Source organism: Streptomyces niphimycinicus (assembly GCF_018883605.1).
In the GTDB taxonomy this organism is placed as follows: domain Bacteria; phylum Actinomycetota; class Actinomycetes; order Streptomycetales; family Streptomycetaceae; genus Streptomyces; species Streptomyces niphimycinicus.
The window spans coordinates 1-23822 of sequence record NZ_JAHLEM010000099.1 but is presented as its reverse complement, the minus strand read 5'-3'; the positions used below and the strand labels follow the sequence as shown (position 1 = coordinate 23822).

General features: G+C 71.4%; 17 protein-coding genes and 1 pseudogene. 4 read left to right on the top strand and 14 right to left on the bottom strand.

All coding sequences use genetic code 11. The features are described from left to right. The 3 genes and pseudogenes from KN815_RS51855 to nrdR all read right to left on the bottom strand — a co-directional run. A pseudogene (locus KN815_RS51855) lies at positions 1-62 on the bottom strand (DUF4937 domain-containing protein); the annotation flags it as partial. Between the two features lie 156 nt (positions 63-218). After that, a complete protein-coding gene (locus KN815_RS11880; protein ID WP_216341750.1) occupies positions 219-3080 on the bottom strand; it encodes a vitamin B12-dependent ribonucleotide reductase in 2862 nt (953 codons plus the stop codon). A gap of 114 nt (positions 3081-3194) precedes the next feature. Continuing rightward, a complete protein-coding gene (gene nrdR, locus KN815_RS11875) occupies positions 3195-3716 on the bottom strand; it encodes a transcriptional regulator NrdR (protein ID WP_014055368.1) in 522 nt (173 codons plus the stop codon). A 442-nt stretch (positions 3717-4158) separates the two neighbouring features. On the opposite strand from nrdR, the gene lexA reads away from it, so the two are divergent. Next, a complete protein-coding gene (lexA, locus tag KN815_RS11870) occupies positions 4159-4962 on the top strand; it encodes a transcriptional repressor LexA (protein ID WP_093465161.1) in 804 nt (267 codons plus the stop codon). Positions 4963-5162: 200 nt separating this feature from the next. On the opposite strand, the gene KN815_RS11865 is transcribed toward lexA, so the two are convergent. The 4 genes from KN815_RS11865 to KN815_RS11850 all read right to left on the bottom strand — a co-directional run bounded on the left by KN815_RS11865 (position 5163) and on the right by KN815_RS11850 (position 12605). Further along, positions 5163-7163 (bottom strand): ATP-dependent DNA helicase, encoded by a 2001-nt coding sequence (locus tag KN815_RS11865; RefSeq protein ID WP_216341749.1) that lies wholly within the window; start codon positions 7161-7163, stop codon positions 5163-5165. A gap of 238 nt (positions 7164-7401) precedes the next feature. After that, on the bottom strand, positions 7402-8100 hold the full coding sequence (locus KN815_RS11860) for a GNAT family N-acetyltransferase (protein WP_216341748.1): 699 nt from the start codon (positions 8098-8100) through the stop codon (positions 7402-7404). Positions 8101-8192: 92 nt separating this feature from the next. Further along, entirely contained in the window at positions 8193-10067 is a 1875-nt protein-coding gene (locus KN815_RS11855; protein WP_372458324.1) for an IucA/IucC family protein, read from the bottom strand. A gap of 735 nt (positions 10068-10802) precedes the next feature. Then, positions 10803-12605: a diaminobutyrate--2-oxoglutarate transaminase family protein gene (locus KN815_RS11850; RefSeq protein WP_253208907.1), complete on the bottom strand. Its 1803-nt coding sequence runs from the start codon at positions 12603-12605 to the stop codon at positions 10803-10805. A gap of 236 nt (positions 12606-12841) precedes the next feature. Here KN815_RS11850 and KN815_RS11845 point away from each other — a divergent pair, with 236 nt between their 5' ends. Continuing rightward, a complete protein-coding gene (locus KN815_RS11845) occupies positions 12842-14014 on the top strand; it encodes a trypsin-like serine peptidase (protein WP_216341746.1) in 1173 nt (390 codons plus the stop codon). A 102-nt stretch (positions 14015-14116) separates the two neighbouring features. Here KN815_RS11845 and hflX read toward each other — a convergent pair whose 3' ends face one another. The 6 genes from hflX to miaA form a co-directional block, all read right to left on the bottom strand. Then, a complete protein-coding gene (gene hflX / locus KN815_RS11840; RefSeq protein WP_216341745.1) occupies positions 14117-15619 on the bottom strand; it encodes a GTPase HflX in 1503 nt (500 codons plus the stop codon). Positions 15620-15739: 120 nt separating this feature from the next. Further along, positions 15740-17320, bottom strand: coding sequence for a M1 family metallopeptidase (locus KN815_RS11835; RefSeq protein WP_253208906.1), 1581 nt, complete (start codon positions 17318-17320; stop codon positions 15740-15742). An 85-nt stretch (positions 17321-17405) separates the two neighbouring features. Next, positions 17406-19634, bottom strand: a complete 2229-nt coding sequence (locus KN815_RS11830) for a RelA/SpoT family protein (protein WP_216341744.1) — start codon at positions 19632-19634, stop codon at positions 17406-17408. Between the two features lie 137 nt (positions 19635-19771). After that, positions 19772-20704 (bottom strand): diaminopimelate epimerase, encoded by a 933-nt coding sequence (gene dapF, locus KN815_RS11825; protein ID WP_216341743.1) that lies wholly within the window; start codon positions 20702-20704, stop codon positions 19772-19774. Between the two features lie 149 nt (positions 20705-20853). Beyond that, entirely contained in the window at positions 20854-21351 is a 498-nt protein-coding gene (locus KN815_RS11820) for a hypothetical protein (protein WP_216341742.1), read from the bottom strand. Positions 21352-21459: 108 nt separating this feature from the next. Then, positions 21460-22398 (bottom strand): tRNA (adenosine(37)-N6)-dimethylallyltransferase MiaA, encoded by a 939-nt coding sequence (miaA, locus tag KN815_RS11815; protein WP_216341741.1) that lies wholly within the window; start codon positions 22396-22398, stop codon positions 21460-21462. A gap of 219 nt (positions 22399-22617) precedes the next feature. Between miaA and KN815_RS11810 the strand changes: the two genes are divergently transcribed. Together KN815_RS11810 and KN815_RS11805 are read left to right on the top strand one after the other, a co-directional pair. Beyond that, positions 22618-22842 carry a hypothetical protein gene (locus KN815_RS11810; protein ID WP_216341740.1) on the top strand — a complete coding sequence of 75 codons (225 nt, stop codon included), beginning with the start codon at positions 22618-22620 and terminating at the stop codon, positions 22840-22842. A 24-nt stretch (positions 22843-22866) separates the two neighbouring features. Then, positions 22867-23109, top strand: coding sequence for an antitoxin (locus KN815_RS11805; RefSeq protein WP_216341739.1), 243 nt, complete (start codon positions 22867-22869; stop codon positions 23107-23109). A 112-nt stretch (positions 23110-23221) separates the two neighbouring features. On the opposite strand, the gene KN815_RS11800 is transcribed toward KN815_RS11805, so the two are convergent. Continuing rightward, the coding region (locus KN815_RS11800) for a class III extradiol ring-cleavage dioxygenase family protein (RefSeq protein ID WP_216341738.1) at positions 23222-23822 on the bottom strand (601 nt) is incomplete at its 5' end.

The following is a 23822-nucleotide window of genomic DNA, read 5'->3' as shown; positions in this document are numbered from 1 at the left end:
CGCTGCCCCCGCTCGAAACCCGGGCGGTCCACCACGGTGCAGCGAATCCACTTGACCAGCACCGCGCCATCCTACGGCCGTGCGGTGGCCCCCATCACATACCGGAGAGTCCGCCCCCGGTTCGGCACCGCACCGTACGACGCCCGGAGACATCGGCGGCGGGGCGCGAGCCCGAAGGCCCGCGCCCCGCCGCCGATGTCATCCGTAAGGATCCGCGATCAGCTACAGCCGCTCGTCGAACCGCAGCCCTCGCACAGGTAGCAGCTTCCCGCGCGGCGCATCTTGGTGCCGCAGGAGAAGCAGAGCGGCGCGTCCGCGTTCATCCCGAGCTGGATCTCCACCAGTTCGGTCGAGCTGTGGGCCTCCCTCGCCGACCCGGACGTGGTCCGCGGCTGGGACGTGCTGCTCTTCGGGGCCTCCACATGGCGCGGCGCCGACTGGGCCAGGCCCTCGACGTCCATCTCGTCGTCGCTGGTCTCGTAGGACCCCGTCTCCAGGTGCCGCTGGCGCTCCTCGGCGGAGTGGATGCCGAGCGCCGAGCGGGTCTCGAAGGGCAGGAAGTCCAGCGCCAGCCGGCGGAAGATGTAGTCGACGATCGACTGCGCCATCCGCAGGTCCGGGTCGTCCGTCATACCGGCCGGCTCGAAGCGCATGTTGGTGAACTTCGAGACATAGGTTTCCAGCGGCACGCCGTACTGGAGACCGACCGACACGGCGATCGAGAAGGCGTCCATCATGCCCGCCAGGGTCGAACCCTGCTTGGACATCTTCAGGAAGACCTCACCGAGACCGTCGTCCGGGTAGGAGTTGGCGGTCATGTAGCCCTCGGCACCGCCCACCGTGAAGGAGGTGGTGATGCCGGGACGGCCCTTGGGGAGCCGCTTGCGGACCGGGCGGTACTCGACGACCTTCTCGACCTCGGGCTCGGCCTGTGCCTTCTCCTCCTTCTTCTTGGCGGAGAGCGGCTGGCCGACCTTGCAGTTGTCGCGGTAGATCGCCAGCGCCTTGATGCCGAGCTTCCAGCCCTCGAAGTAGATCTCCTCGATCTCCTCGACGGTGGCCGACTCCGGCATGTTGACCGTCTTGGAGATCGCGCCGGACAGGAACGGCTGGGCGGCCGCCATCATCCGCACATGGCCCATCGGGGAGATGGAGCGCTCGCCCATCGCGCAGTCGAAGACCTCGTAGTGCTCGGGCTTCAGCCCCGGCGCGTCGATCACATTGCCGTGGTCGGCGATGTGGGCGACGATCGCCTCGACCTGCTCCTCCTGGTAGCCGAGCCGCTTGAGCGCCTTGGGGACCGTGTTGTTCACGATCTGCATGGAGCCGCCGCCGACCAGCTTCTTGAACTTGACCAGGGCCAGGTCAGGTTCGACGCCCGTGGTGTCGCAGTCCATCATCAGGCCGATGGTGCCGGTCGGTGCGAGCACCGACGCCTGGGCGTTACGGAAGCCGCTCTTCTCGCCGAGGCGCAGCACGTCCTGCCATGCCTCGGTGGCCGCGGCCCAGACCGGGGTGTCCAGGTCGTCCATGCGCTTGGCGATGGCGTTGGCGTCCGAGTGCTGCTTCATGACCCGCTTGTGGGCGTCCGCGTTACGGGCGTAGCCGTCGTACGGACCGACCACGGCGGCGAGCTCCGCGGAGCGCTTGTACGAGGTGCCGGTCATCAGGGAGGTGATGGCTCCGGCCAGGGCCCGGCCGCCGTCGCTGTCGTAGGCGTGGCCGGTGGCCATCAGCAGGGCGCCGAGGTTGGCGTAGCCGATGCCCAGTTGGCGGAAGGCGCGGGTGGTCTCGCCGATCTTCTCGGTCGGGAAGTCCGCGAAGCAGATGGAGATGTCCATCGCGGTGATGACCAGCTCGACGACCTTGGCGAAGCGCTCGGCGTCGAAGCGCTGGTTGCCCGCGTCGTCGTCCTGGAGGAACTTCATCAGGTTGAGCGAGGCGAGGTTGCACGAGGAGTTGTCCAGGTGCATGTACTCGCTGCACGGGTTGGAGGCGGTGATCCGGCCCGATTCCGGCGAGGTGTGCCAGTGGTTGATGGTGTCGTCGTACTGGATGCCAGGGTCGGCGCAGGCCCAGGCCGCCTCGGCCATCTTGCGGAAGAGGGACTTGGCGTCGACCTCTTCGATGGGCTCACCGGTCAGCCGGCTGCGCAGCCCGAACGAGGAGCCGGACTCCACGGCCTTCATGAAGGTGTCGTTCACGCGGACGGAGTTGTTGGCGTTCTGGTACTGGACGGACGTGATGTCGTCGCCGCCCAGGTCCATGTCGAAGCCCGCGTCGCGCAGGGCGCGGATCTTCTCCTCCTCCTTGACCTTGGTCTCGATGAACGCCTCGACATCCGGGTGATCGACGTCGAGCACGACCATCTTGGCCGCCCGGCGGGTGGCGCCGCCCGACTTGATCGTTCCGGCGGAGGCATCGGCGCCGCGCATGAAGGAGACGGGGCCGGAGGCGTTGCCGCCCGAGGAGAGGAGCTCCTTGGAGGAGCGGATACGGGAGAGGTTCAGGCCGGCGCCGGAGCCGCCCTTGAAGATCATCCCCTCTTCCTTGTACCAGTCCAGGATCGACTCCATCGAGTCGTCCACGGAGAGGATGAAGCAGGCGCTGACCTGCTGCGGCTGCTTGGTGCCGACGTTGAACCAGACAGGCGAGTTGAAGCTGAAGACCTGGTGCAGCAGCGCGTAGGTGAGCTCGTGGTCGAAGATCTCGGCGTCCGCGGGCGAGGCGAAGTACCCATTGTCCTCACCGGCCTTGCGGTAGCTGCTCACCACTCGGTCGATGAGCTGCTTGAGGCTCGCCTCGCGCTCCGGGGACCCCACCGCGCCACGGAAGTACTTGCTCGTGACGATGTTGACCGCGTTCACCGACCAGAAGTCGGGGAACTCCACGCCGCGCTGCTCGAAGTTGACCGAACCGTCGCGCCAGTTGGTCATGACGACGTCACGACGCTCCCAGACCACCTCGTCGTACGGATGCACGCCGGGGGTGGTGTGGATGCGCTCGATGCGCAGACCCTTGTTCGCCTTGCTTCCCTTGGAGCGGGAGCCTCGTGCCGGGCCGCTCGTCGTCTCTGTCATTCCGCCTCCCTGGTACGGGCGAAAACGCCCTGATGTGCCCATTTCTTCCCCAGGCACGTATCTGTCTTTCACCCGGATGCGGCAAGCGCCCCGGGCAGGTGTGTGGGTCGCCGGTCAGTCGGCGGCGACGGCCGGCGCGGGGGCCTCCGCGGCCCCGTCGGCGCCGGACCCGCGGTCGTGCGCGGGAGGCCGTTGCTGGTCACGCAGCTCCGCCACGGCCGCCTCGAAGTCCTCGAGGGAGTCGAAGGCGCGGTAGACGGAGGCGAAGCGGAGGTAGGCGACGAGGTCGAGCTTCTGGAGCGGGCCGAGTATGGCGAGCCCGACGTCATGGGTGGACAGCTCGGCACTGCCGGTGGCCCGGACCGCCTCCTCCACCTGCTGACCGAGCTTGGCGAGGGCGTCCTCGGTGACCGGACGGCCCTGGCACGCCTTGCGCACCCCCGAGATGACCTTGTCGCGGCTGAAGGGCTCGGTGACCCCGCTGCGCTTGATCACCATCAGTGACGCGGTCTCCACGGTCGTGAAGCGACGCGAGCAGTCGGGGCACTGGCGGCGCCTGCGGATCGAGCAGCCGTCGTCGGTGGTGCGGCTGTCGACGACACGGCTGTCGGGGTGCCGGCAGAAGGGGCAGTGCATGACTCCGAACCCTCCCTCACCCTCAAGAACGGCGCATGCCGGAACATGCCTGACTAGCCCCGACCGGACCGCGAGGCCCGTCGGGACGGCCACAAGCATAGGCGAAAACCTTGGCGGCGAATCCACCAGGGACCACAACTTGTGGGTGGCTTGCATCCATCAAACCACTAGATCTGGTGGCTGGCATTCAACCGAGCCGGATGGCGTGTCACGGCTGGGGAGCAGGCACGAGACTACGCGAGCCCCACGCGTCCCGGATTCACGGGGGTGGGGATGCAAGACTGGGGCCGTCCCCACGGCGACCGGATCAAACGGTCCATACACCTAACCCTGTGATCACGTCAGTCCATCTGCGAAATTTCACTCGAACGTGTGTTTGGCGCAACCTTTCGAAAGCAACTACCGTTGTCCAACTAGGGAGAACATCTCGAGAGGGGCCGTCGTGACCACCACCGCAGAGAGCGCCACCGTTACCGCCCAGGAGCGCTCCCAGAGCCGACTCGAACAGACACACGCGATGAACCAGACCCACCCGATGAACGACGACGCCACGAATCCGGAAGGACAGAAGCCCACGCGCTCGCTACCAGGGCGACCTCCAGGCATCCGGGCGGACAGCTCAGGGCTGACCGACCGGCAGCGGCGCGTCATCGAGGTCATTCGCGACTCTGTGCAGCGGCGTGGTTACCCGCCGTCCATGCGGGAGATCGGCCAGGCGGTGGGCCTCTCCAGCACCTCCTCCGTCGCCCATCAGCTCATGGCACTGGAGCGGAAGGGCTTTCTGCGGCGCGACCCCCATCGGCCCCGGGCCTACGAGGTCCGCGGCTCCGATCAGCCCAGCGCCCAGCCCACGGACACCGCGGGCAAGCCCGCCGCCTCCTATGTGCCGCTGGTCGGCCGGATCGCGGCTGGTGGGCCGATCCTCGCCGAGGAGTCGGTCGAGGATGTTTTCCCGCTCCCCCGGCAGCTTGTCGGCGACGGTGAGCTCTTCGTGCTGAAGGTGGTCGGCGACTCCATGATCGAGGCCGCCATCTGCGACGGGGACTGGGTGACGGTGCGCCGTCAGCCCGTCGCCGAGAACGGTGACATCGTCGCCGCGATGCTCGACGGCGAGGCCACGGTGAAGCGTTTCAAGCGTGAGGACGGCCATGTGTGGCTGCTCCCGCACAACGCCGCCTACCAGCCGATTCCCGGCGACGAGGCCACCATTCTGGGCAAGGTGGTCGCGGTGCTGCGGCGCGTCTGAGCACACCGGATCGAGGTGCGCCCTGAGCGTGCCCCACGACCGGGCCCCGGGACCACTGCGCCGGTTCCGGGGCCCTGCTGTATGTGGCAACCATCGGGGCCCTGTCGGCATCATGTGGCGACCATCGGGGCCCGTCGCATATGGCGGCCGTGGCGGTCTTGGGGCGCGACGCCGCGCCAGGCCGCCTGGGCCTTTACTGGCTAGGCCCCCTGGGTCTTGGCCGCCGCGTCGATGGCGGCCAGCGAGCGGCGCACCTGGTTGCGGTCGGTCGTGTACCAGAAGTCCGGCATGGACTTACGGAGGAACGAGCCGTAGCGGGCCCGCTCGACCCTCGGGTCCAGGACGGCGACGATCCCCCGGTCGTCCGAAGCCCGCACCAGCCGGCCCGCGCCCTGGGCCATCAGCAGCGCGGCATGGGTGGCGGCGACGGCCATGAAGCCATTGCCCCCGGCCTCCTCCACCGCCTTCTGGCGGGCACTCATCAGAGGGTCGTCGGGGCGGGGGAAGGGCACTCGGTCCATCACCACCAACTGACAGCTCGGCCCCGGCACATCGACGCCCTGCCAGAGGGACAGCGTGCCGAACAGGCAGGTCCGGGCGTCGGCGGCGAAGGCACGGATCAACTCGCCCAGCGTCTCCTCGCCCTGGAGGAGGATGGGTGTATCGAGGCGCCCGCGCAGCTCCTCCGCGGCCGCCTGGGCGGCGCGCATGGACGAGAACAGCCCGAGCGTGCGACCACCCGCGGCCTCGACCAGTTCGGCGAGCTCATCGAGCATATCGGCGCGGCTGCCCTCGCGGCCGGGCTGGGCGAGATGCTTGGCGACGTAGAGGATCCCCTGCTTCGAGTAGTCGAAGGGCGAGCCGACGTCGAGGCCCTGCCAGCGCGGCGCGGTCTCCTCGCCGCCCTCCGGATCCTGCGGGCTCTCGGGGGCGAGACCGAGTGAGGCCGCCACCCCGTTGAAATCCCCGCCCAGCTTGAGCGTGGCGGAGGTGAGGACGACGGACCGGTCCTCGAACAGCTTCTCGCGCAGCAGCCCCGACACCGAGAGCGGGGCGACCCGCAGCGAGGCACCGAAGCGGTCGTGCCGCTCGTACCAGACCACGTCGTACTCGGAACCCTCGACGATCCGCTCGGCCACCTGGTGGATGTTCTCCACCGAGCCCAGGGCCTGCTTGCGGATCGCGTCCTCGTCCTTGACCGAGGCGTCCCGCGTGGCGCCGAGCGCCGAGATCACCGTGCGGGCCGCGTCGCGCAGCGCCATCAGCACATAGCCGAGGTCCTCGGGGATCTTCTCGAGGCGGCCGGGCAGGGCGAGCTCCATCAGCCGCTCGAAGCCCTCAGAGGCGGTCTGGAGGGCGTCCGCCGCCTGCTCGTTGACCAGCTTCGCGGCACGCCGCACGGCACGGTTGACCTGGCCGGGGGTGAGCTCCCCGCTGGCGACGCCGGTGACCCGGGAGACCAGCTCATGGGCCTCGTCGACGATCAGCACCTCATGGCTGGGCAGCACGGGGGCGCCCTCGATGGCGTCGATGGCGAGCAGCGCGTGATTGGTGACGACGACATCGGCGAGCTTGGCCCGCTCGCGGGCGGCCTCGGCGAAGCACTCCGCGCCATAGGCGCATTTGGACGCGCCGAGACACTCCCGGGAGGTGACCGACACCTGGGACCAGGCGCGGTCCGAGACGCCGGGGCTCAGATCGTCCCGATCGCCCGTCTCGGTCTCGTCCGACCAGTCACGCAACCGCAGCAGGTCCTTGCCGAGCTTGCTGGTGGGCGTGGCGGCCTCGAACGGGTCGAAGAGGCTGGCTTCATCGGCGTCCTCCTGCGGGACGCCCTCATGGAGCCGATGCAGGCACAGATAGTTGGAGCGGCCCTTGAGCATGGCGAACTCGGGGCGGCGGCGCAGCAGCGGGTGCAGGGCCTCCACGGTGCGGGGCAGGTCTCGCTCGACGAGCTGCCGCTGAAGGGCGAGGGTCGCTGTGGCGACGACGACACGCTCGCCGTGGGCGAGGGCGGGCACCAGATAGCCGAGAGACTTCCCGGTGCCGGTGCCGGCCTGAACCAGCAGATGGGAGCTGTCGTCGATCGCCTCCGCCACGGCTTGGGCCATGGCGGTCTGACCAGGGCGCTCGGTACCACCGACGGTGGTTACGGCGGCGTGCAGCAGATCGGCGAGTGGAGGCGAGGACGATTCAGTCATAGGGCTGCCAGCCTACGGGGCGGCACCGACATCACTCCCGTCGGTGTGGTCGGTGACGGACGGTTTCGGCAAGCGCGGGGCCGGGGCGGATCCCCGCTTCCGGGGACGCACATCCCCCGCTTTCGTGGGACGGCCGTCCTCGCCGCGTGGGAACCGGGACCGGGCGAGCGGTGTATCAACAGTGAAGTCTCGCATCGAAGCAGGCACATCGCCGGGGGGCACGGATGGTTGCGGAGGATCACAGGACGTGTCGCAGGGCACGGTCGCGCAGCATCAGCGCGGCGCGTTTGCCGGGGAGTTCGACTTCCGCGGAGAAGCGGAATCCGGCGCCGAGGAATGCGGCGACGGAGGGGGTGTTACGGAGATCCGGTTCGGCCACGACCCGGGTGCACGACGGGCGGTGTTCGAGGACGAGGTCGGCGGCCGCGCGGAGCAGGATCGTGCCCAGGCCACGGCCACGATCGCCGACCCGGCCGATGAGCAGGTGGATACCCGTGTCGTGCGGCCGGGCCGGGTAGTAGCGCGCGAGCGGGTCCAGATCGGCGCGGTACACCTCCCAATAGCTCATCGGGGCGCCGTCCAGGACGCCCAGACAGGGCACGCTGCGGCCGTCGCCGTCGAGCTGACCCCCGAGGTGGCTCGCGGTGGTCTCATCGGGGCCGTCGAGCTCCCAGAAGGCGGCGACGGAGGGGTCGTTCATCCATTGGGCGATGAGCCGCAGATCGCGCCCGATGCGGACCGGGACGAGCTGGAAGGTGCCCAACGGGGTGCTGGTGGGCCGCCATTCGACGATGTGGTCGAGCAGATCCGCCCGGCCGTCGGCCTCCCGTCCGGTGGAGTCCAGGTCGATGAGTCGTGCGATGTCCTCTTCCTGGCGCAGCCGCAAGTCGATGGTGTCGTCGGTGCTGGAGCTCGTACTGGAGTCGGTGTGCGGCACGGCGACGCTCTCCTCTCAGGGGGCTCGGCACGTCGTGAGGGACGTGAGGGTGAGGGGCGTGAGGGTGAGGGGCGTGATCGCGGGTCGCGGAGTCAAGCCATGGGGGTGACAGCGGGGATGCCGAAAGGAGAGACAGACGTGACGAGGGGGTTGGCGATGGTCACATAGACCGACTGGGTGTCCACCGGTCCCACGAGTTCGTCCAGGCCGCGCAGCCGGGTGAGCAGATTGGCCTTGCAGCGCAGGGTGGGCGCCTCCAGGAGCCGGGCGGGAAGCGGTGAGCGGGTTCTGCCGGGGCCGGACGCGGCCTCGGTGAGGAAGCGGCGGAACGCTGCCAGCAGAACGCGCTCGTCGACGAGTCGCTGGGACCCGAAGGCGCCGATCATTCCGAGGACGTTGTTGACACCCAGGTAGTAGGCGAACCGCTCGTCGGTGACCTCGTCGGGGACGAAGGTGTCGCTGCGGCCGCCGATACCGGGCAGCCGGCGCTGGAGTTCGGCGCGCCGGGACGCACGGAAGTAGTAGCCCTGGTTGTCCCGGTAGCGGCCGCCGACCGGCCAGCCGTCGGGGTCCAGCAGCACCAGGGTGTTCTGCTGGTGCGCCTCGAGCGCGATACCGGCTTCTCCGTCCAGCCAGAGCATGGGACGTACGACCGTGTGCAGATAGCGCAGGAACCACTCCGCGCCGACGGCCGCGGTGGAACGGCCGGTGCGAGCGGCGAGCCGGGCGACGAGGTGGGCGAGCCGGGAGCGCATCACCGGCTGTCCGCGCCAGGGGCGCAGCGCGAGGAGTCCGGCGACGCAGACGGCGTCGTCGCCGGGGCCGAACGGGTTGTGCCGGATGACGACGTCGAGGCCGGAAACGGGTTCGCCATCCGGTCCGTCGACGGCGAGCCAGGCCGGGTCCCGGACGATGTCGAAGCCCGGAAAGCCGGGGAAGGCCGCCCGCCACTGCTCGGCCAGTCCGCTGCGGAGCAGCCGGTGCACCTCGACACCGCGGCGGAGTTCCTTACGGAGGTTTTCACGACGGGAGTTGGTGATCCGCAGAGCGAGGGAGAGTTTCAGCATGGCGGGAGCGCCGGGCCGGTAGACGGTGCGGACCGAGGAGGTGGGGTGCCAGTGTCCGCCGGACGGCCCGAGGTCGTGCAACAGGCCGGAGTCGAAGAGCGCGGCGGCGTCCGGACGGTGCCGGATCTCGCGAGCCTGCCAGGGATGCAGCGGCAAGGGGACGGTCCCGTCGGGCAGTTGGAGGCCGCTGCCCGCCAGGGAGAAGGCGAGCCGCTCGGCGGGCACGGTCCGGCCGCGCTCCGTCCAGGCCGACTCGCAGGCCAGTACGGACCGGGCGACCGCGATCCAGTGGAGAGGGAAGGAGCCACGCGATTCCGGTGAGCAGACGGTGGATTCGCTGTCGGAGAGGCCCTCGCGGCTCTTCGGCGTGGGATGCAGGGGGTGACCGAAGAGGAGGGACTGTTCCGCGTTGAGAAACGGGGTGCTGGTGTCGGGATCGGCGGGCGCCGCACGGCGCTGCGCGAGGAAGACGGCGGTGCGTCGTACGGAGTCCGCGACACGGCTGACGAGTTCGGTGGCGTCCGCGTCGGGGTCGTCCCGCCGTGCGCTGTACGCCGCCTCGCGGGTGAGCAGGGCCGCGAGGGTGACCGCCCCTACGGCGGGCGCGTCGTGGGGGCCGTGCTCCAGCAGCGGCGGGCCGAAGCGGTGCCAGCCGGTGGGCGACCAATAGCGCACGGGGACGAGGAGGACGGTTCCGCTGGCGGCGAGGGGGATGCGCAGGGTGTCCCCGTCGGGGTGCGCGAGGCCGCTCTCGCGTACCCAGCAGCGCAGCAGGTTCTCGACGGCCGCACCGTCGGCCGCGATCTGCGGATCGGGGTCGTCGAGCGGATCCACGCCGACCACACGGGCACGGTCGGCGGGCGCTCCATGGCTGTCGCGGTCCTGCCGGGGAACCGCCATCGCAGGGAGGGGCGGCCCCTGGGCGGGCAGTTGCGGCACGGGCGGCTCCTCCACCGAGGGCCCTGGGACGGAAGGCTGGGGCGCTCCCGCTCCCGCTCCCGCTCCCGCTTCCGCACTCGCTCCCCCACTCGTTTCCGCCGCGCTGACGAGGGGCGCCGCGGCGGGCGACGCCGCAAGGGGTAGTGGCTCCTGCGCGGGGTGTGGCGGCACCGCCGCCGGGGACGGTGGCGGTGCCGCCGGGGGAAGTGGGCCTGCTGACTGAGGTGATGCCGCCGCCGAGGGTGGCACTGCCGCCGGGGGTGGCGTCGCCGGGAGAAGTGGCCCTGCTGCCGCGGATGCTGGCACTGCTGCCAGGGGTGGTGGCACCGCAGCGGGGGTTGGTGGCTGTGCTGGGCGCTCCGCCTGGTCTCCGGCGGCCGTCATGGCGGTGGACGGTGCGCCGGCCGTCGGGACCGCCGCGGGTGGGGCGGAAGGGGCGGGCGGTCTCGTCCCGGCCGGGGGAGGCGCTGTGTGGGAAGGGTGCGGGAGGGGTGGCGGCGGGGGGCCGGGGTGGGCGGAGTCGCCGGAGTCCGTCAGGGCGCCGGGCACGGGCTGCGGTCGGGGAGACAAGGGGGCTCCCCCGGGGGTGTGCGGCATGGTGGGTGTGGCGCGGGCATCATGGCGTTCACGTCCTGGGCCCGGCGCCTGCCTCCTTCGGTGGTGCGATGGCGGTGCGGTCGTACGGTGCGGGGCACGTCAGCGGTGGCTTCCGGCGAACGGCGGGGCGAATGGGGCAGCGGCGGGCGGGAGTTCACCGGAGCGGGCTCCGGGGGTGCGGATCGCCGCGTCCAGGGCGTCGGCGAGCCGGTCCAGAACGGCCTCTGTCTGCTCGTCGGTGATGGTGAGTGGAGGGAGGAGGCGGATCACCGCGCCGTGGCGTCCGCCGAGTTCGACGATGAGCCCGCGCCGCAGGCACTCCTGCTGGACCGCCGCCGCGAGCGCGGGGTCGGCGGGCGGAGCCGTCGTACGTGCGACACCGTCGTACGGCGCCCTCCTGCCCAGGGCTTGGTGCGCACCCCCGCCCAGGGCTCCGCGCGCATCCCCACCCGGGACTCCGCGTGCACCCCCGCCCTCGGCGCCTGTCAGCCAGGCTCCTTCGCACGGGGTCACTGCGCCCAGGGCCGCTTCGCTCGGGGATGTTCCGTACGGGGTTGCGCCGCCCTGAGTCCGCTCCCAGTCGGCGTCCACGACGGGCCCGGCCTGTGCCGCGGGCCCGACCCGCGCTGCGCACCCGGCCTGCCCGGCCTCCTCGTTGAGCTCCGCTTCCGCGGTGGGCTCCGCTTCCGCGATGGCCCCCGTCTCCGTGATGGGCCCCGCCTCCGGAGCGGGCCCCGCCTCCGGGGTGACCAGTTCCAGGCCGATCATGAGGCCGCGGCCGCGTACCTCCCCGATCTGCGGGCGTCCGGCGGCGAATCGGCGCAGCCGCTCCAGCATCCGTCGGCCGACGACCGCCGCCCGTTGGGCGAGGTGGTTCTCCCGGACGTACGCGAGGGTGGCCGTGCCCGCGGCCATCGCCAGTTGGTTGCCGCGGAAGGTGCCCGCGTGGGCTCCGGGGGGCCAGATGTCAAGCTCCTCCCGGTAGACCACGACGGCCAGCGGCAGGCCCCCGCCGATGGCCTTCGACAGCACCATCACATCGGGCACCACCCCGCTGTGGCCGACCGCCCAGAAGGCCCCGGTGCGCCCGACGCCGGTCTGCACCTCGTCCGCGATGAGCGGGATGGAGCGGGCCGTGGTGATCTCGCGCATCCGGCGCAGCCAGCCGTCCGGTGCCGGGATCACCCCGCCCTCGCCCTGTACGGGTTCGAGGATCATCCCGGCCGGGTCGGGCGCCCCGCCCTTCGGGTCGTCCAGCAGCCTCTCGGCCCAGCGCGCGGAGAGTTCGGCACCGCGCTCCCCGCCGACCCCGAACGGGCAGCGGTAGTCATACGGAAAGGGCAGCCGGGTCACCCCGGCCGCAGAGGCCCCGACCGCAGCGGCCCCACCCGAGGCGGCCAACGCACCGGCCGTCATCCCGTGGTAGGCCCCGGAGAAGGCGAGCAGGCCATCGCGTCCCGTGGCGGTCCGCACCAGCTTGAGCGCGGCCTCGACCGCGTCCGTGCCCGCCGGTCCGCAGAACTGCACCCGCGCGCGGGCGGCGAGTCCGGGCGGAAGAGTCGCGAACAGCTCGTCCGTGAAGGCGTCCTTGACCGGTGTGGCCAAATCCAGGACCTGGAGCGGCGCTTCCGAGTCCAGGACGGCCCGGATCGCCTCCAGCACCACCGGGTGGTTGTGCCCCAGTGCCAGCGCCCCGGCACCGGAGAGACAGTCGAGATAGCGGCGCCCGTCGGCCCCCTCGACCGTCATCCCCCGGGCGCGCACCGGAACGATGGGCAGCGCCCGGGCATAGGTGCGGGCAGCCGACTCACGCAGCGCCTGGCGCCGCAGAATTCCCTGGGCGACGCCACCGTCGTCGGAGACGGCGGACAGGGCCATCGGCGGGAGCTGGGTCACGGCCACGAGTCTCGGTCCTCCTGCTGCTGAACACCCTCCGGCTGTCCCCCGTACGTACCAACGACGCGTAAGGCTCTGGATCACGGGCTGAGCGAAGATCCTTGCGGCCGGGAACCAAGGACCCGCTCGCAGCCGTCGTAGGCGGCACCGGCATAGTGGGATACCACCCCATTGCCGGGGCGGTGCATGACAATTCCACATAGGCCGTAGAGCAGATCAGTACCTCAGGGGGAGTTCCGCCCATGCCATCCTCACGCCGACCCGCACTCGCCGTGGCCGCCATAGCCTCGGTTCTGGCGCTCACCGCCACCGCGTGCGATTCCTCGGACGACAACACCGACGCCAGGCCGACCGCGTCGTCGGAGCAGGGCGTGGACGACATCAAGCTGCCCGACAACCTCAACGACAAGTTGAAGAACCTCGGCATCGATCTGGACCAGTGGAAGAACGGCGCCTGGAACAAGTGGGACCGGGACGACTGGCTGCGCGAGGCCGGTGACTTCATCAACCCGATCATCAAGGGTCTGTGGAAGCCGGACCGGATGCGCGACGCGCAGGAGCCCGACAAGCCGGTCGACGACAGCGACATCGCGGACGACCAGGGTGTGACCGACCCCGATCCGCAGCCTGTCCAGGCCAAGGAGGTCACCAGCCCGTACAGCTCCAAGGTCCCCTACGCGGGCAAGGTCTTCTTCGACGGCCCCGAGGGTTCGATGGTCTGCTCGGCGACGGTGGTCCAGGACCCGGCGCACCCCGGCAAGTCCAACCTGGTGTGGACGGCGGGCCACTGCGTCCACGCGGGCAAGGGCGGCGGCTGGTACAAGAACCTGATGTTCGTCCCCTCCTACAACGACGCGGGCAAGTCGCAGGCGGAGTTGGAGAACGCCACCAAGGAGGAGCTGGCTCCCAAGGGCGTCTGGTGGGCCGACTGGGCGCAGACCTCCTCGCAGTGGATCGACAGGGGCGCTGCCGTGGGCGGCAAGGGCGCGCCGTACGACTTCGCGGTGATGCATGTGAAGCCGGAGGTCAGCGGCGGCAAGTCGCTCGAGGAGATGGTGGGCGGCGCGCTGCCGGTCGACTTCAACGCCCCGGCGGTGAAGTCCATCGACGAGATCACGGCCACCGGCTACCCGGCCGCCCCGCCGTTCGACGGCCAGAAGATGAACCAGTGCGCGGACAAGCCGGGCCGGCTCTCCCTGGACGCCAAGCAGCCCACGATGTACCGCATCGGCTGCACCATGACCGCGGGTTCCTCCGGCGGTGGCTGGGTCGCCGAGGGCGCGGACGGCAAGCCCGCGCTGGTGTCCAACACCTCGATCGGCCCGTCCAACGCGACCTGGCTGGCGGGCCCGCACCTGGGCCCCGAGGCGAAGGGCGTCTACAACGCCGTCAGCAAGAAGTTCGCGAGCCAGTGACAGGCTGAGCCGGTAGCCGTCAGGCACCACGACGGCGAGGGCCCGCCCCCGGAGTTCCGGGGGCGGGCCCTCGCCGTTGTGCCGTTGTGGTGCCTGACGTGGCTAGTGCTGTCCGGCGGCCGCGGCCGGGACGAAACGCCGCAGCTCCGCCGCGAGCTCCTCGTGCACCCGCGCCTTGAGCAGCGTGCCCTCGGGGGTGTGCTCCTCGGAGAGCACCTCACCCTCGGCGTGGGTGCGCGCGACCAGCTTGCCGTGGGTGTACGGCAGCAGGACCTCGATCTCGACCTGGGGCCGGGGCAGCTCCTCGTCGATCACTGCGAGCAGCTCGTCGATGCCCAGTCCGCTGCGGGCCGACACCGCCATGGCGCGCCGCTCCATGCGCAGCAGCCGCTGCACGACCAGCGGATCGGCCAGATCCGCCTTGTTGATCACGACGATCTCGGGCACATCGACCGCGCCCACATCGCGGATCACCTCGCGCACGGCGGCCAACTGCTCCTCCGGCGCCGGATGCGAGCCGTCCACCACATGGACGATCAGATCGGCGTCGCCGACCTCCTCCATCGTGGAGCGGAACGCCTCCACCAGGTGGTGCGGCAGGTGCCGGACGAATCCGACGGTGTCCGCCAGTGTGTAGAGCCGCCCGCTGGGGGTCTCGGCCCGGCGCACGGTCGGGTCGAGGGTGGCGAACAGTGCGTTCTCCACCAGGACGCCCGCACCGGTGAGCCGGTTGAGCAGCGAGGACTTGCCCGCGTTGGTGTATCCGGCGATGGCGACGGAGGGGACCTTGTGACGCCGGCGCTCCTGCCGCTTGATGTCGCGGCCGGTCTTCATCTCGGCGATCTCGCGGCGCATCTTCGCCATCTTCTCGCGGATGCGGCGCCGGTCCGTCTCGATCTTGGTCTCACCGGGACCACGGGTGGCCATACCGCCGCCCGAGGATCCGGAGCCACCGCCACCCATCTGCCGGGACAGCGACTGACCCCAGCCTCGCAGCCGCGGCAGCATGTACTGCATCTGGGCGAGCGAGACCTGCGCCTTGCCCTCGCGGGACTTGGCGTGCTGGGCGAAGATGTCGAGGATCAGGGCGGTCCGGTCGACCACCTTGACCTTGACGACGTCCTCCAGGTGGATGAGCTGGCCGGGGCTCAGCTCACCGTCGCAGACCACGGTGTCGGCACCGGACTCGACCACGATGTCGCGCAGTTCCTCGGCCTTGCCGGAGCCGATGTAGGTGGCGGGATCCGGCTTGCTGCGCCGCTGGATCACGCCGTCCAGCACCAGGGCGCCCGCGGTCTCGGCGAGGGCGGCCAGCTCCGCCAGGGAGTTCTCCGCGTCCTGCGCGGTGCCGGCGGTCCATACGCCGACCAGCACCACGCGCTCCAGGCGGAGCTGCCGGTACTCGACCTCGGTGATGTCCTCGAGCTCGGTGGACAGCCCCACCACTCGCCGCAGCGCGGCACGGTCGGAGCGGTCGTACTGGTCGCCGTCACGCTCCTCGTCGATCTCGTGACTCCAGGCGACGTCCTCTTCCATCAGGGCGTCGGCCCGAAGGCTCTCGGCGGGTCGCTGCCGGTCCTGCGGAAGGGAAGAGGAGTGGGTCAAAGGAATCCTTACGTCGTGGAATACCGTCACTGTCGACAACGCGTGGCGGGCCCGCGGGATTCCCCGCCGGGACCGGCCGCGACGCCGACTCCTTGATGGTCGCACGCGGCGGCCGGGCCGTCACCCTGGTTTCACGGCCCATGGCACGGCGTGACGCACCGCATGCCGCCCCGCCCGGGCGCCCGGCAGCGCGGCGCCCTTCGTGCTCTCCTTGGCCGTCGGCCGCCAGTCGGGGTGTCCCGGCATCGGCGGCGTCTTCTCGCCGTACAGCCAGGGGCGGAGGAATCCGCTCAGATCGCGCCCCGCCACCTGGGAGGCCAGCCGGATGAAGTCGGCGGTCGAGGCCACACCGTCGCGATGGCGGAGCACCCATTGCCGCTCCAGCCGGTCGAAGGCGGCCCGGCCGATCCGCTGCCGCAGCGCGTACAGCACCAGCGCGCTGCCGTCGTAGACGACCGGGCGGAAGATGCCGATCTGCTGGCCGGAGTCGGCCGGCTTGGGGGCGGCGGGCGGCCCGTCCTCGGCCCGCCAGGCGTCCGACTGCTCGTACGCCTTGCGCATCCGCCGCTTCATGCTCGCCTTACCGTGCTCATCGGCGTACAGCGCCTCGTACCAGGTGGCGTGGCCCTCGTTGAGCCATAGATCGGACCAGCGGCGCGGGCTGACGCTGTCGCCGAACCACTGGTGCGCCAGCTCGTGCACCATGATCGATTCGATGTACCACCGGGGCAGTTGCTCGCTGGTGAACAGATCGCGCTCGAAGAGGGTGAGCGTCTGTGTCTCCAGCTCGAAGCCGGTGGTGGCGTGGGCGATCAGGACGCCGTAGTTCTCGAAGGGGTAGCGCCCGGCCTTCTTCTCCATCCAGGCCAACTGGCCGGGAGTGCGCGCGAGCCACTTCTCCAGGCGCGCGCGGTCCGCCGCGGGTACGACGTCGCGCACCGGCAGCCCATGGGGCCCGGTGCGGCGGGGCACGGCGGAGCGGCCGATGGAGATCTGCGCCAGTTCGGTGGCCATGGGATGGGCGAGGCGGTACGTCCAGGTGGTCCGCGATCCCTTGCGGACGCGCGGTCCGGGAAGACCGCCCGCGACGACCGTAAGGTTCTTCGGTGCGGTGATCCGGAAGGTGAAGCGGGCCTTGTCGGCGGGGTGGTCGTTGCAGGGGAAGACCCGGTGGGCGGCGTTGGCCTGGTTGGCCATGACCAGCCCGTCGCTGGTGCGGACCCAGCCGCCGTTGGCGCCGCCCCGCGGATCGCTCGTGTGGTGGACGGTGACCCGGAAGGCGGCGCCCTTACGGAGCGGGGTGGACGGCGTGACCACCAGGTCCTCACCGGCCGTCACGAACCGGGCCCGCGCGCCGTCGACCCGCACCGAGGCCACGACGCCCTGGGCGAAGTCGAGGTTGAGGGTGCGCAGGGGCGCGGTGGCGCGGGCGTCGATGGTGGTGACGGCGTCGAGCGGCCGGTCCTGACGGCGGTAGTCGAAGGCGATGTCGTACGCAGTGACGTCGTACCCGGGGTTGCCCAGCTCCGGGAAGAGCGGGTCGCCGATGCCCAGGGGCCTGGGGTGGGTGGACGATACCGGCCCCGCGGCGGAGGAGGGGCCGACCGCGAGGAAGACGGCGGCCATGGCCGCGGCCACCAGCGCGGTCCTGCGGCGCCCGGTGCGCGGCGGCCAGGGGCGGCGCCCCGAAGAAAACGTCATGCCCTACGGCTACCAGCGCCCCGGCGCCGGCGCAGTCGCTCCCGGCCTTGATCCACCCGAAGGAGTTCAGGCGGCCCGGCCGCGTTCAGGAGCGCGCCGCGGCCATGCTGCGGCCCTCGCGTGTCACGTCGTAGACCCCGGGGACGTTGCGCATGGCCCGCATCAGCGTCGGCAGCCTGCCCGCGTCGGGCAACTGGAGCGTGTAGGTGTGCCGGACCCGCTGCTCACGGGGCGGTTCGACGGCGGCCGCGACGACCTCCGCGCCCTCGGCGGCGATGGCCTCGGTGAGGTCCGCGAGCAGATGCGGTCTGCTGAACGCCTCCGCGAAGAGGGTCACGCGATAATCGCCGCCCCCGTCTCCGTCGTCCTCGTCCGCCCAGCGCACCGCGACGGCCGTACGCCCGGCCGCGGTCATCCGCGCCACCCCTGGGCAGCGCTCGCGGTGCACGGTGACGGCACCGCCGCGCACCGCGAAGCCGGTGACCGCGTCGGGCGGCACGGGGGTGCAGCAGCGGGCGAGCCGTACGGTCGCGCCGGGCCGGTCGACGACGATGCCGGCCTCGGGGCGGACCGCCCCGGGCGCGGGGACGGCGGTCTCGCCGCCCTGCGAAGCCTGCGAGCCCTGCGCGTTCTGCCCGTCCTGGCCGTCCTGCCCGTCCTCGCCGGAGAGCGTGGAGGCGGAATCCGCCTTCTGGGCCGCGTCCCGGGACTCGTGCTGCGCGGGCTGCGGCGCCGGGTGGGCGGCCAGCCAACGGTTGATGGCGATGCGGGCGGCCGGGGTGCGGGCGTGGTCGAGCCACTCCGGCGAGGGGCCGTGCGAGGCGGCGTCCCGGGTGTCGCCGGCCATCAGCAACTGCAAGGTGTCGCCGTCGCGCAGCACCGTGCTCAGGGTCGCGATCCGGCCGTTCACCCGGGCGCCGATACAGGAGTGGGCGTCCTCGCCGTACAGGGCGTACGCGGCGTCCACACAGCTCGCGCCCGCGGGCAGGCCGAGCGTCCCGCCGTCGGAGCGGAAGACGGTGATCTCCCGGTCCTGGGCGAGGTCGTCGCGGAGCGAGGTCCAGAAGAGGTCGGGGTCGGGGGTGGCGCTCTGCCAGTCGAGCAGCCGGGACAGCCAGCCGGGGCGGGTCGGGTCGGCCCGCTCACCCTCGGGGGCGTCGGCGCCCTCCGTCGGGGTGTACGGATTGCCGAGGGCGATCACTCCGGCCTCCGCGACCCGGTGCATCTGATGAGTGCGGATGAGGACCTCGGTGACCTCGCCGTCGCGCCCGGCCACGGCCGTGTGCAGCGACTGGTAGAGGTTGAACTTGGGAACCGCGATGAAGTCCTTGAACTCCGAGATCACCGGGGTGAAGCAGGTGTGCAGCTCGCCCAGGACCGCGTAGCAGTCCGCGTCGTCGGAGACCAGGACGAGGAGGCGGCCGAGATCGGTGCCGGTCAGCTCGCCGCGCTTGAGCCCGACCCGGTGGACGGAGACGAAGTGCCGCGGTCGGACCAGGACTTCGGTGGTGATGCCCGCCTCCTGGAGCACCCCCCGTACGTCCTCGGCGGCGCGGGCCAGCGGGTCGGGGCGCCCGGCGTGGGCCTGGAGGAGCTCTCGGGTCCGCGCGTACTCCTCGGGGTGGAGGATGGCGAAGACCAGGTCCTCCAGCTCGGTCTTGAGCGCCTGGACCCCGAGCCGCTCGGCGAGCGGGATCAGCACATCGCGGGTGACCTTGGCGATGCGCACCTGTTTCTCGGGGCGCATCACGCCGAGGGTGCGCATGTTGTGCAGCCGGTCGGCGAGTTTGATCGACATCACGCGGACGTCGTTGCCCGTGGCGACGAGCATCTTGCGGAAGGTCTCGGGCTCGGCCGCCGCTCCGTAGTCGACCTTCTCCAACTTGGTGACGCCGTCGACGAGATAGCGGACCTCCTCGCCGAACTCCTCCCCCACCTGATCGAGGGTCACCTCGGTGTCCTCGACGGTGTCGTGGAGCAGCGAGGCCGTCAACGTGGTGGTCTCGGCGCCCAGTTCGGCGAGGATCAGGGTGACGGCCAGCGGATGGGTGATGTACGGCTCACCGCTCTTGCGCATCTGGCCGCGGTGGGAGGACTCGGCCAGGACATACGCCTTGCGGAGCACATCCAGATCGGCTCCGGGATGATGTGCGCGGTGGACCTTGGCCACATGCTCGATCGCGTCCGGCAGCCGGCCGCGGGAGGCCGGCCCGAGCAGGGCCGCCCGGCTGAATCTGCGGAGATTGCGCAGGTCGATGCGGGGGAGGCCGCGCCTGCGGCCGAACGGGGCCTGGTCGGTGGCCTCTGCGCTCATGGGCAACCTCCGGCGGCGTCGAGCGTCAACCGGCGTGGGTACTCCCCCGGGGCCGGTGCTTGATGCTATCGAGCCCATCACGCACGGCCGACCGGCTCTCGCCCAGAGTGAAACGGATCACCCATTCGAGGGAAGAGTCAGCCGAGGTCCGTGCCCAGCCAAGCGGGATCCAGTTCCCCCTCGGCCACGATCACGGCAGGGCCGGTCATCTCCACCGTACCGTCAGGCCGTTCACTGATCACAAGGCGCCCTCCGGGGACGTCCACCGTGTACGTGACGGGGTGGCCGGTGACCGCCGGGTCGGCCCCGTCACGGCGCGCGGCGGCCACCATCACGGCGCAGGCGCCGGTGCCGCAGGAGCGGGTCTCACCGGAGCCGCGCTCATGCACGCGCATCGCGACATGGCGCGGGCCGCGGTCGACGACGAACTCGACATTGGTGCCGTGGGGGTACGCGGAGGCGGGGCGCACGGCGGGGGCCGCGAGCAGATCACCGGCCTGGGCGAGGTCGTCGACGAAGGCGACCGCGTGCGGGTTGCCCATGTTCACGTTGCGCGCGGGCCAGCTCCGCTCACCGACCGTGACCGTGATCTCCGCCTCGGGGCCGGGCCCGGGCAGCGTGGCCTCGCCCATCACCACGGTGACCGGGCCGTCGGGCCCCGCCATGGCCTCGCCCGGCCGTGCGGCGTCACCGGCGTCCTTGGCGATGTGGATCCGGCGCACCCCGGCCCGGGTGGCGACCGCGAGATCGCCCGCCTCGGCGAGCCCGGCCCGCTGGAGATACCGGGCGAAGACGCGGACGCCGTTGCCGCACATCTCGGCGATGCTGCCGTCGCTGTTGCGGTAGTCCATGAACCATTCGGCCCGGTCGGCCATGGCCCGCGCCTCGGGGTGCGCCGAGGACCGCACGACGCGGATCAGCCCGTCACCGCCGATACCGGCACGGCGGTCGCAGATCCGGGCGACGGCGGCCGCGGACAGCTCCAGGCCGCCGTCCAGGTCGGGGACGATGACGAAGTCGTTCTCGGTGCCGTGACCCTTGAGGAAGGACAGCCGTGGTGCGGTGCTCATCCCTCGATCCTACGGGGCACCGCGTGCGCCGTCCCTCCGTGCCCGGGCCGTCGGCGCCGGGCGGGCCGCAGGGCCGCCACGAGCGCACCGCCGCGAGGCGCCATGCGGGCGCGTGCCGGGCGCCGTAAGGGGGATCCAAACGACAGGCCCTAGCGGAGGCGGGCCACCCGCCAGAAGGTGAGGGCGGCCAGCAGGGCCACGATGACCACGTAGAGGACGACGAAGCGCCAGTCCGGGCGGCGTCCGGAGCCTCTGGGGGGAAGGCCCGGCCAGGTGTAGCCCACCCGGCGGGCGGCCATCAGGCCCCAGCCCGCCGCGCAGCAGCTCAGCAGCAGGCCGAGCATGGCCACGACCGCCCCTCCGTCGCCGAACTCGAAGGCGAGGGGGAAGGCGAACATCAGCGAGCCGAGGATGGCGAGGCCGACGATCGGCGCGATCTGCCAGATCCGCAGCCGGCGCGGCGGGCGCAGCTCCCGGAAGGACTCCCCGGGGACGGATCCCGCGCCGTCCGGGTCCTCGGAGCCGTCATCGAGGACCGGTGCGCCGGTCTCGTGGAGCGCTCCGGCCTCATCGGGGCCGTCGGGGGTCAGCGGCCCCGCGTCTCCGTGCGGCGATTGATGCGATGCGTCGCGAGGGCCGGCCTCCATCGCCACACGCCCTCCCCACTCCAGACACCACGGCACGATCGGAGCTTGATGATGGCATGCCCGCCGGGGCCCGAATGACGAGCTGAGCGTCCCGATGCCATGACGTGATCAGGCTGTGACCGCCCGTTCAACCAACGCGAGCGCGCTCGCCAGGAGTTCCCCTCTGCGGTCGGCGGCTCCGCTGAGCCAGTGGACCCGGGGGTCGCGGCGGAACCAGGAATCCTGGCGGCGCGCGAACCGCTTGGTGGCGCGCACGGTTTCGGCCCTGGCCTCCTCCTCGGTGCACTCCTGCGCGAGCGCGGCGAGCACTTGCTGATAGCCGAGGGCGCGGGAGGCGGTACGGCCGGCGCGCAGCCCGGCGGCCTCCAGCAGGCGGACCTCCTCGACCAGCCCCGCGTCCCACATCCGGTCCACCCGCAGGGCGATCCGCTCGTCCAGCTCGGGCCGCTCGACGTCGACGCCGATCTGGAGGGTGTCGTAGACCGCCTCGTGCCCGGGCAGATTGGCGGTGAAGGGGCGGCCCGTGATCTCGATGACCTCCAGCGCCCGGACCACCCTGCGGCCGTTACTGGGCAGGATCGCGCGGGCCGCCTCGGGGTCGGCGGCGGCGAGCCGGGCGTGCAGGGCCCCGGAGCCCCGCTCCTCCAGCTCGGCCTCGAGCCGGGCCCGGACGGCGGGGTCGGTGCCCGGGAATTCGAGCGCGTCGATGGCCCCGCGGATGTAGAGGCCGGACCCGCCGACCAGGACGGGGGTACGGCCCTCGTCGAGCAGGCGGTCCATCTCGGCGCGGGCCAGCCGCTGGTACTCGGCGACGCTCGCGGTCTGGGTGACGTCCCAGATGTCCAGCAGCCGATGTGGCACCCCCTGCCGCTCGTCCTCCGTCAGCTTGGCGGTGCCGATGTCCATGCCCCGGTAGAGCTGCATGGAGTCGGCGTTGATGACCTCGCCGTCGAGATGTCTGGCGAGCGCGACGCCCAGATCGGACTTTCCGGCCGCGGTGGGGCCGACGACGGCGATGACTCGCGGCGGGTGGCCTGCAGTATTCACCGGGCCAGTCTCGCAAACGCCGGGGGTCTCCTCGAATGAGCGACGTGACGGGGCTCCACCGGGTTCGTTGCCCGCTTGCGAGGTTCCGAGGGCCGGTTCACGGAGTCGGCCTCCGCGCACGGCGCAAGGGAACGCTCCGAGCAGCACGGGATTTCGCCCGCACGAGTAAGGTATGGAGTAGGTATGGGCGTGTTTTCCAGGTTTCGTCGCGATCGTCATGTGCCGAAGGAGGCGAGCCGCTCGTCCGAGAAGGCACCGTCCGCACAGGACGGCCAGGTCACGGCCGACGCCATCACGGCGGAGGCCGCGTCCGGGACAGGCGACGGGGCTGAGACCGCGCGGAGCGGGAAGGAGAACCCGGCGGGTGAAGGCGCCGGGATCCCCAGGCAGCAGTCCGCCGCCGAGGCGGCCGACAGCGAGACCGGTGAGAGCGCCCGCACATAGGCAGCCGACGAGGGTAGGTGGCACATGGGCCTGATGGACAATCTCAAGGCCAAGGCCGGTCAGATGAAGGGCAAGGCCGGCAGCCTCGCGCAGCAGCACGAGGCCAGGATCGAGCGGGGCCTGGAGAAGGCGGCCAAGACGGTCGACACCAAGACCAAGGGCAAGTACAGCGCCAAGATCGAGACTGGCAGGGGCAAGGCGAAGGGCGCGCTCAACCGCCTCTCGCACATGGACGAGGACAAGCCCAAGCGCAAGCGCGACGAATAACGCCGGCCAGGCCAGGACGGCGCCCAGGACGGGGGCGGGCGACGCCGGGCCCCGACCGGCCGGCCTCGCCGGTACGCGGCCGTGGAGCAGACGCTCCACGGCCGCGAGCGGTCTATGAAGACCAGCTCGCCACGAAATACCCCACGCCGTACGGCGCTTCGTCATAGCGCAACTCCCCCTTCAGGGGCGCCCCCTCGGCCGCCCCCGCGAGCACCTGCAACGGCGCGCGGCCCGCCGCCTTGAGCTCGTACGCCAACTCCTCGTCGAGCGCGGCCAGCGCCCCGGTGTCGGCGGCCGCCAGCGCCCGTGCCACCTCGGCGTCGAACGGGGCCGCCCGCTCGTCGAGATAGCCCGGCGCCTTCAGCGTGCGGCATGCGGTGCCGTCGCCCATCACCAGCAACGCCATCCGCTCCGCCCGCCCGGCGAGCTCCCTTCCAACTTCAATACACCGCTCGGCCGCGAGAGGTTCCCCCACACCCAGCCCCTCGACGGGCACCGCCGGATCCCACCCCGCGTACTCCAGCAGCCAGGCGGCGACCGCCAGCGACAGTGGCAGCGAGGGTGACGGCGGCAGCGAGGGCGCGGAGCCCTGCCCCGCGGCATCGTCGCCGCCCGACACCCCGTCCGCCGCCGGCGCCGCCAGCCGCACATCCAGCTCCACGCCGAAGCCGCGGAACGATCCGGCCGCGCCCTGCGCATGCGGTCCGCGCCCG

What these genes read in the sequence shown, in the direction of transcription:
- KN815_RS11880 (WP_216341750.1), bottom strand. Translation starts at nt 3,080, where the DNA reads ATGACAGAGACGACGAGCGGCCCGGCACGAGGCTCCCGCTCCAAGGGA.
- nrdR (WP_014055368.1), bottom strand. Translation starts at nt 3,716, where the DNA reads ATGCACTGCCCCTTCTGCCGGCACCCCGACAGCCGTGTCGTCGACAGC.
- KN815_RS11865 (WP_216341749.1), bottom strand. Translation starts at nt 7,163, where the DNA reads ATGACTGAATCGTCCTCGCCTCCACTCGCCGATCTGCTGCACGCCGCC.
- KN815_RS11855 (WP_372458324.1), bottom strand. Translation starts at nt 10,067, where the DNA reads ATGGCGGTTCCCCGGCAGGACCGCGACAGCCATGGAGCGCCCGCCGAC.
- KN815_RS11845 (WP_216341746.1), top strand. Translation starts at nt 12,842, where the DNA reads ATGCCATCCTCACGCCGACCCGCACTCGCCGTGGCCGCCATAGCCTCG.
- KN815_RS11835 (WP_253208906.1), bottom strand. Translation starts at nt 17,320, where the DNA reads ATGACGTTTTCTTCGGGGCGCCGCCCCTGGCCGCCGCGCACCGGGCGC.
- KN815_RS11830 (WP_216341744.1), bottom strand. Translation starts at nt 19,634, where the DNA reads ATGAGCGCAGAGGCCACCGACCAGGCCCCGTTCGGCCGCAGGCGCGGC.
- dapF (WP_216341743.1), bottom strand. Translation starts at nt 20,704, where the DNA reads ATGAGCACCGCACCACGGCTGTCCTTCCTCAAGGGTCACGGCACCGAG.
- KN815_RS11820 (WP_216341742.1), bottom strand. Translation starts at nt 21,351, where the DNA reads ATGGAGGCCGGCCCTCGCGACGCATCGCATCAATCGCCGCACGGAGAC.
- KN815_RS11805 (WP_216341739.1), top strand. Translation starts at nt 22,867, where the DNA reads ATGGGCCTGATGGACAATCTCAAGGCCAAGGCCGGTCAGATGAAGGGC.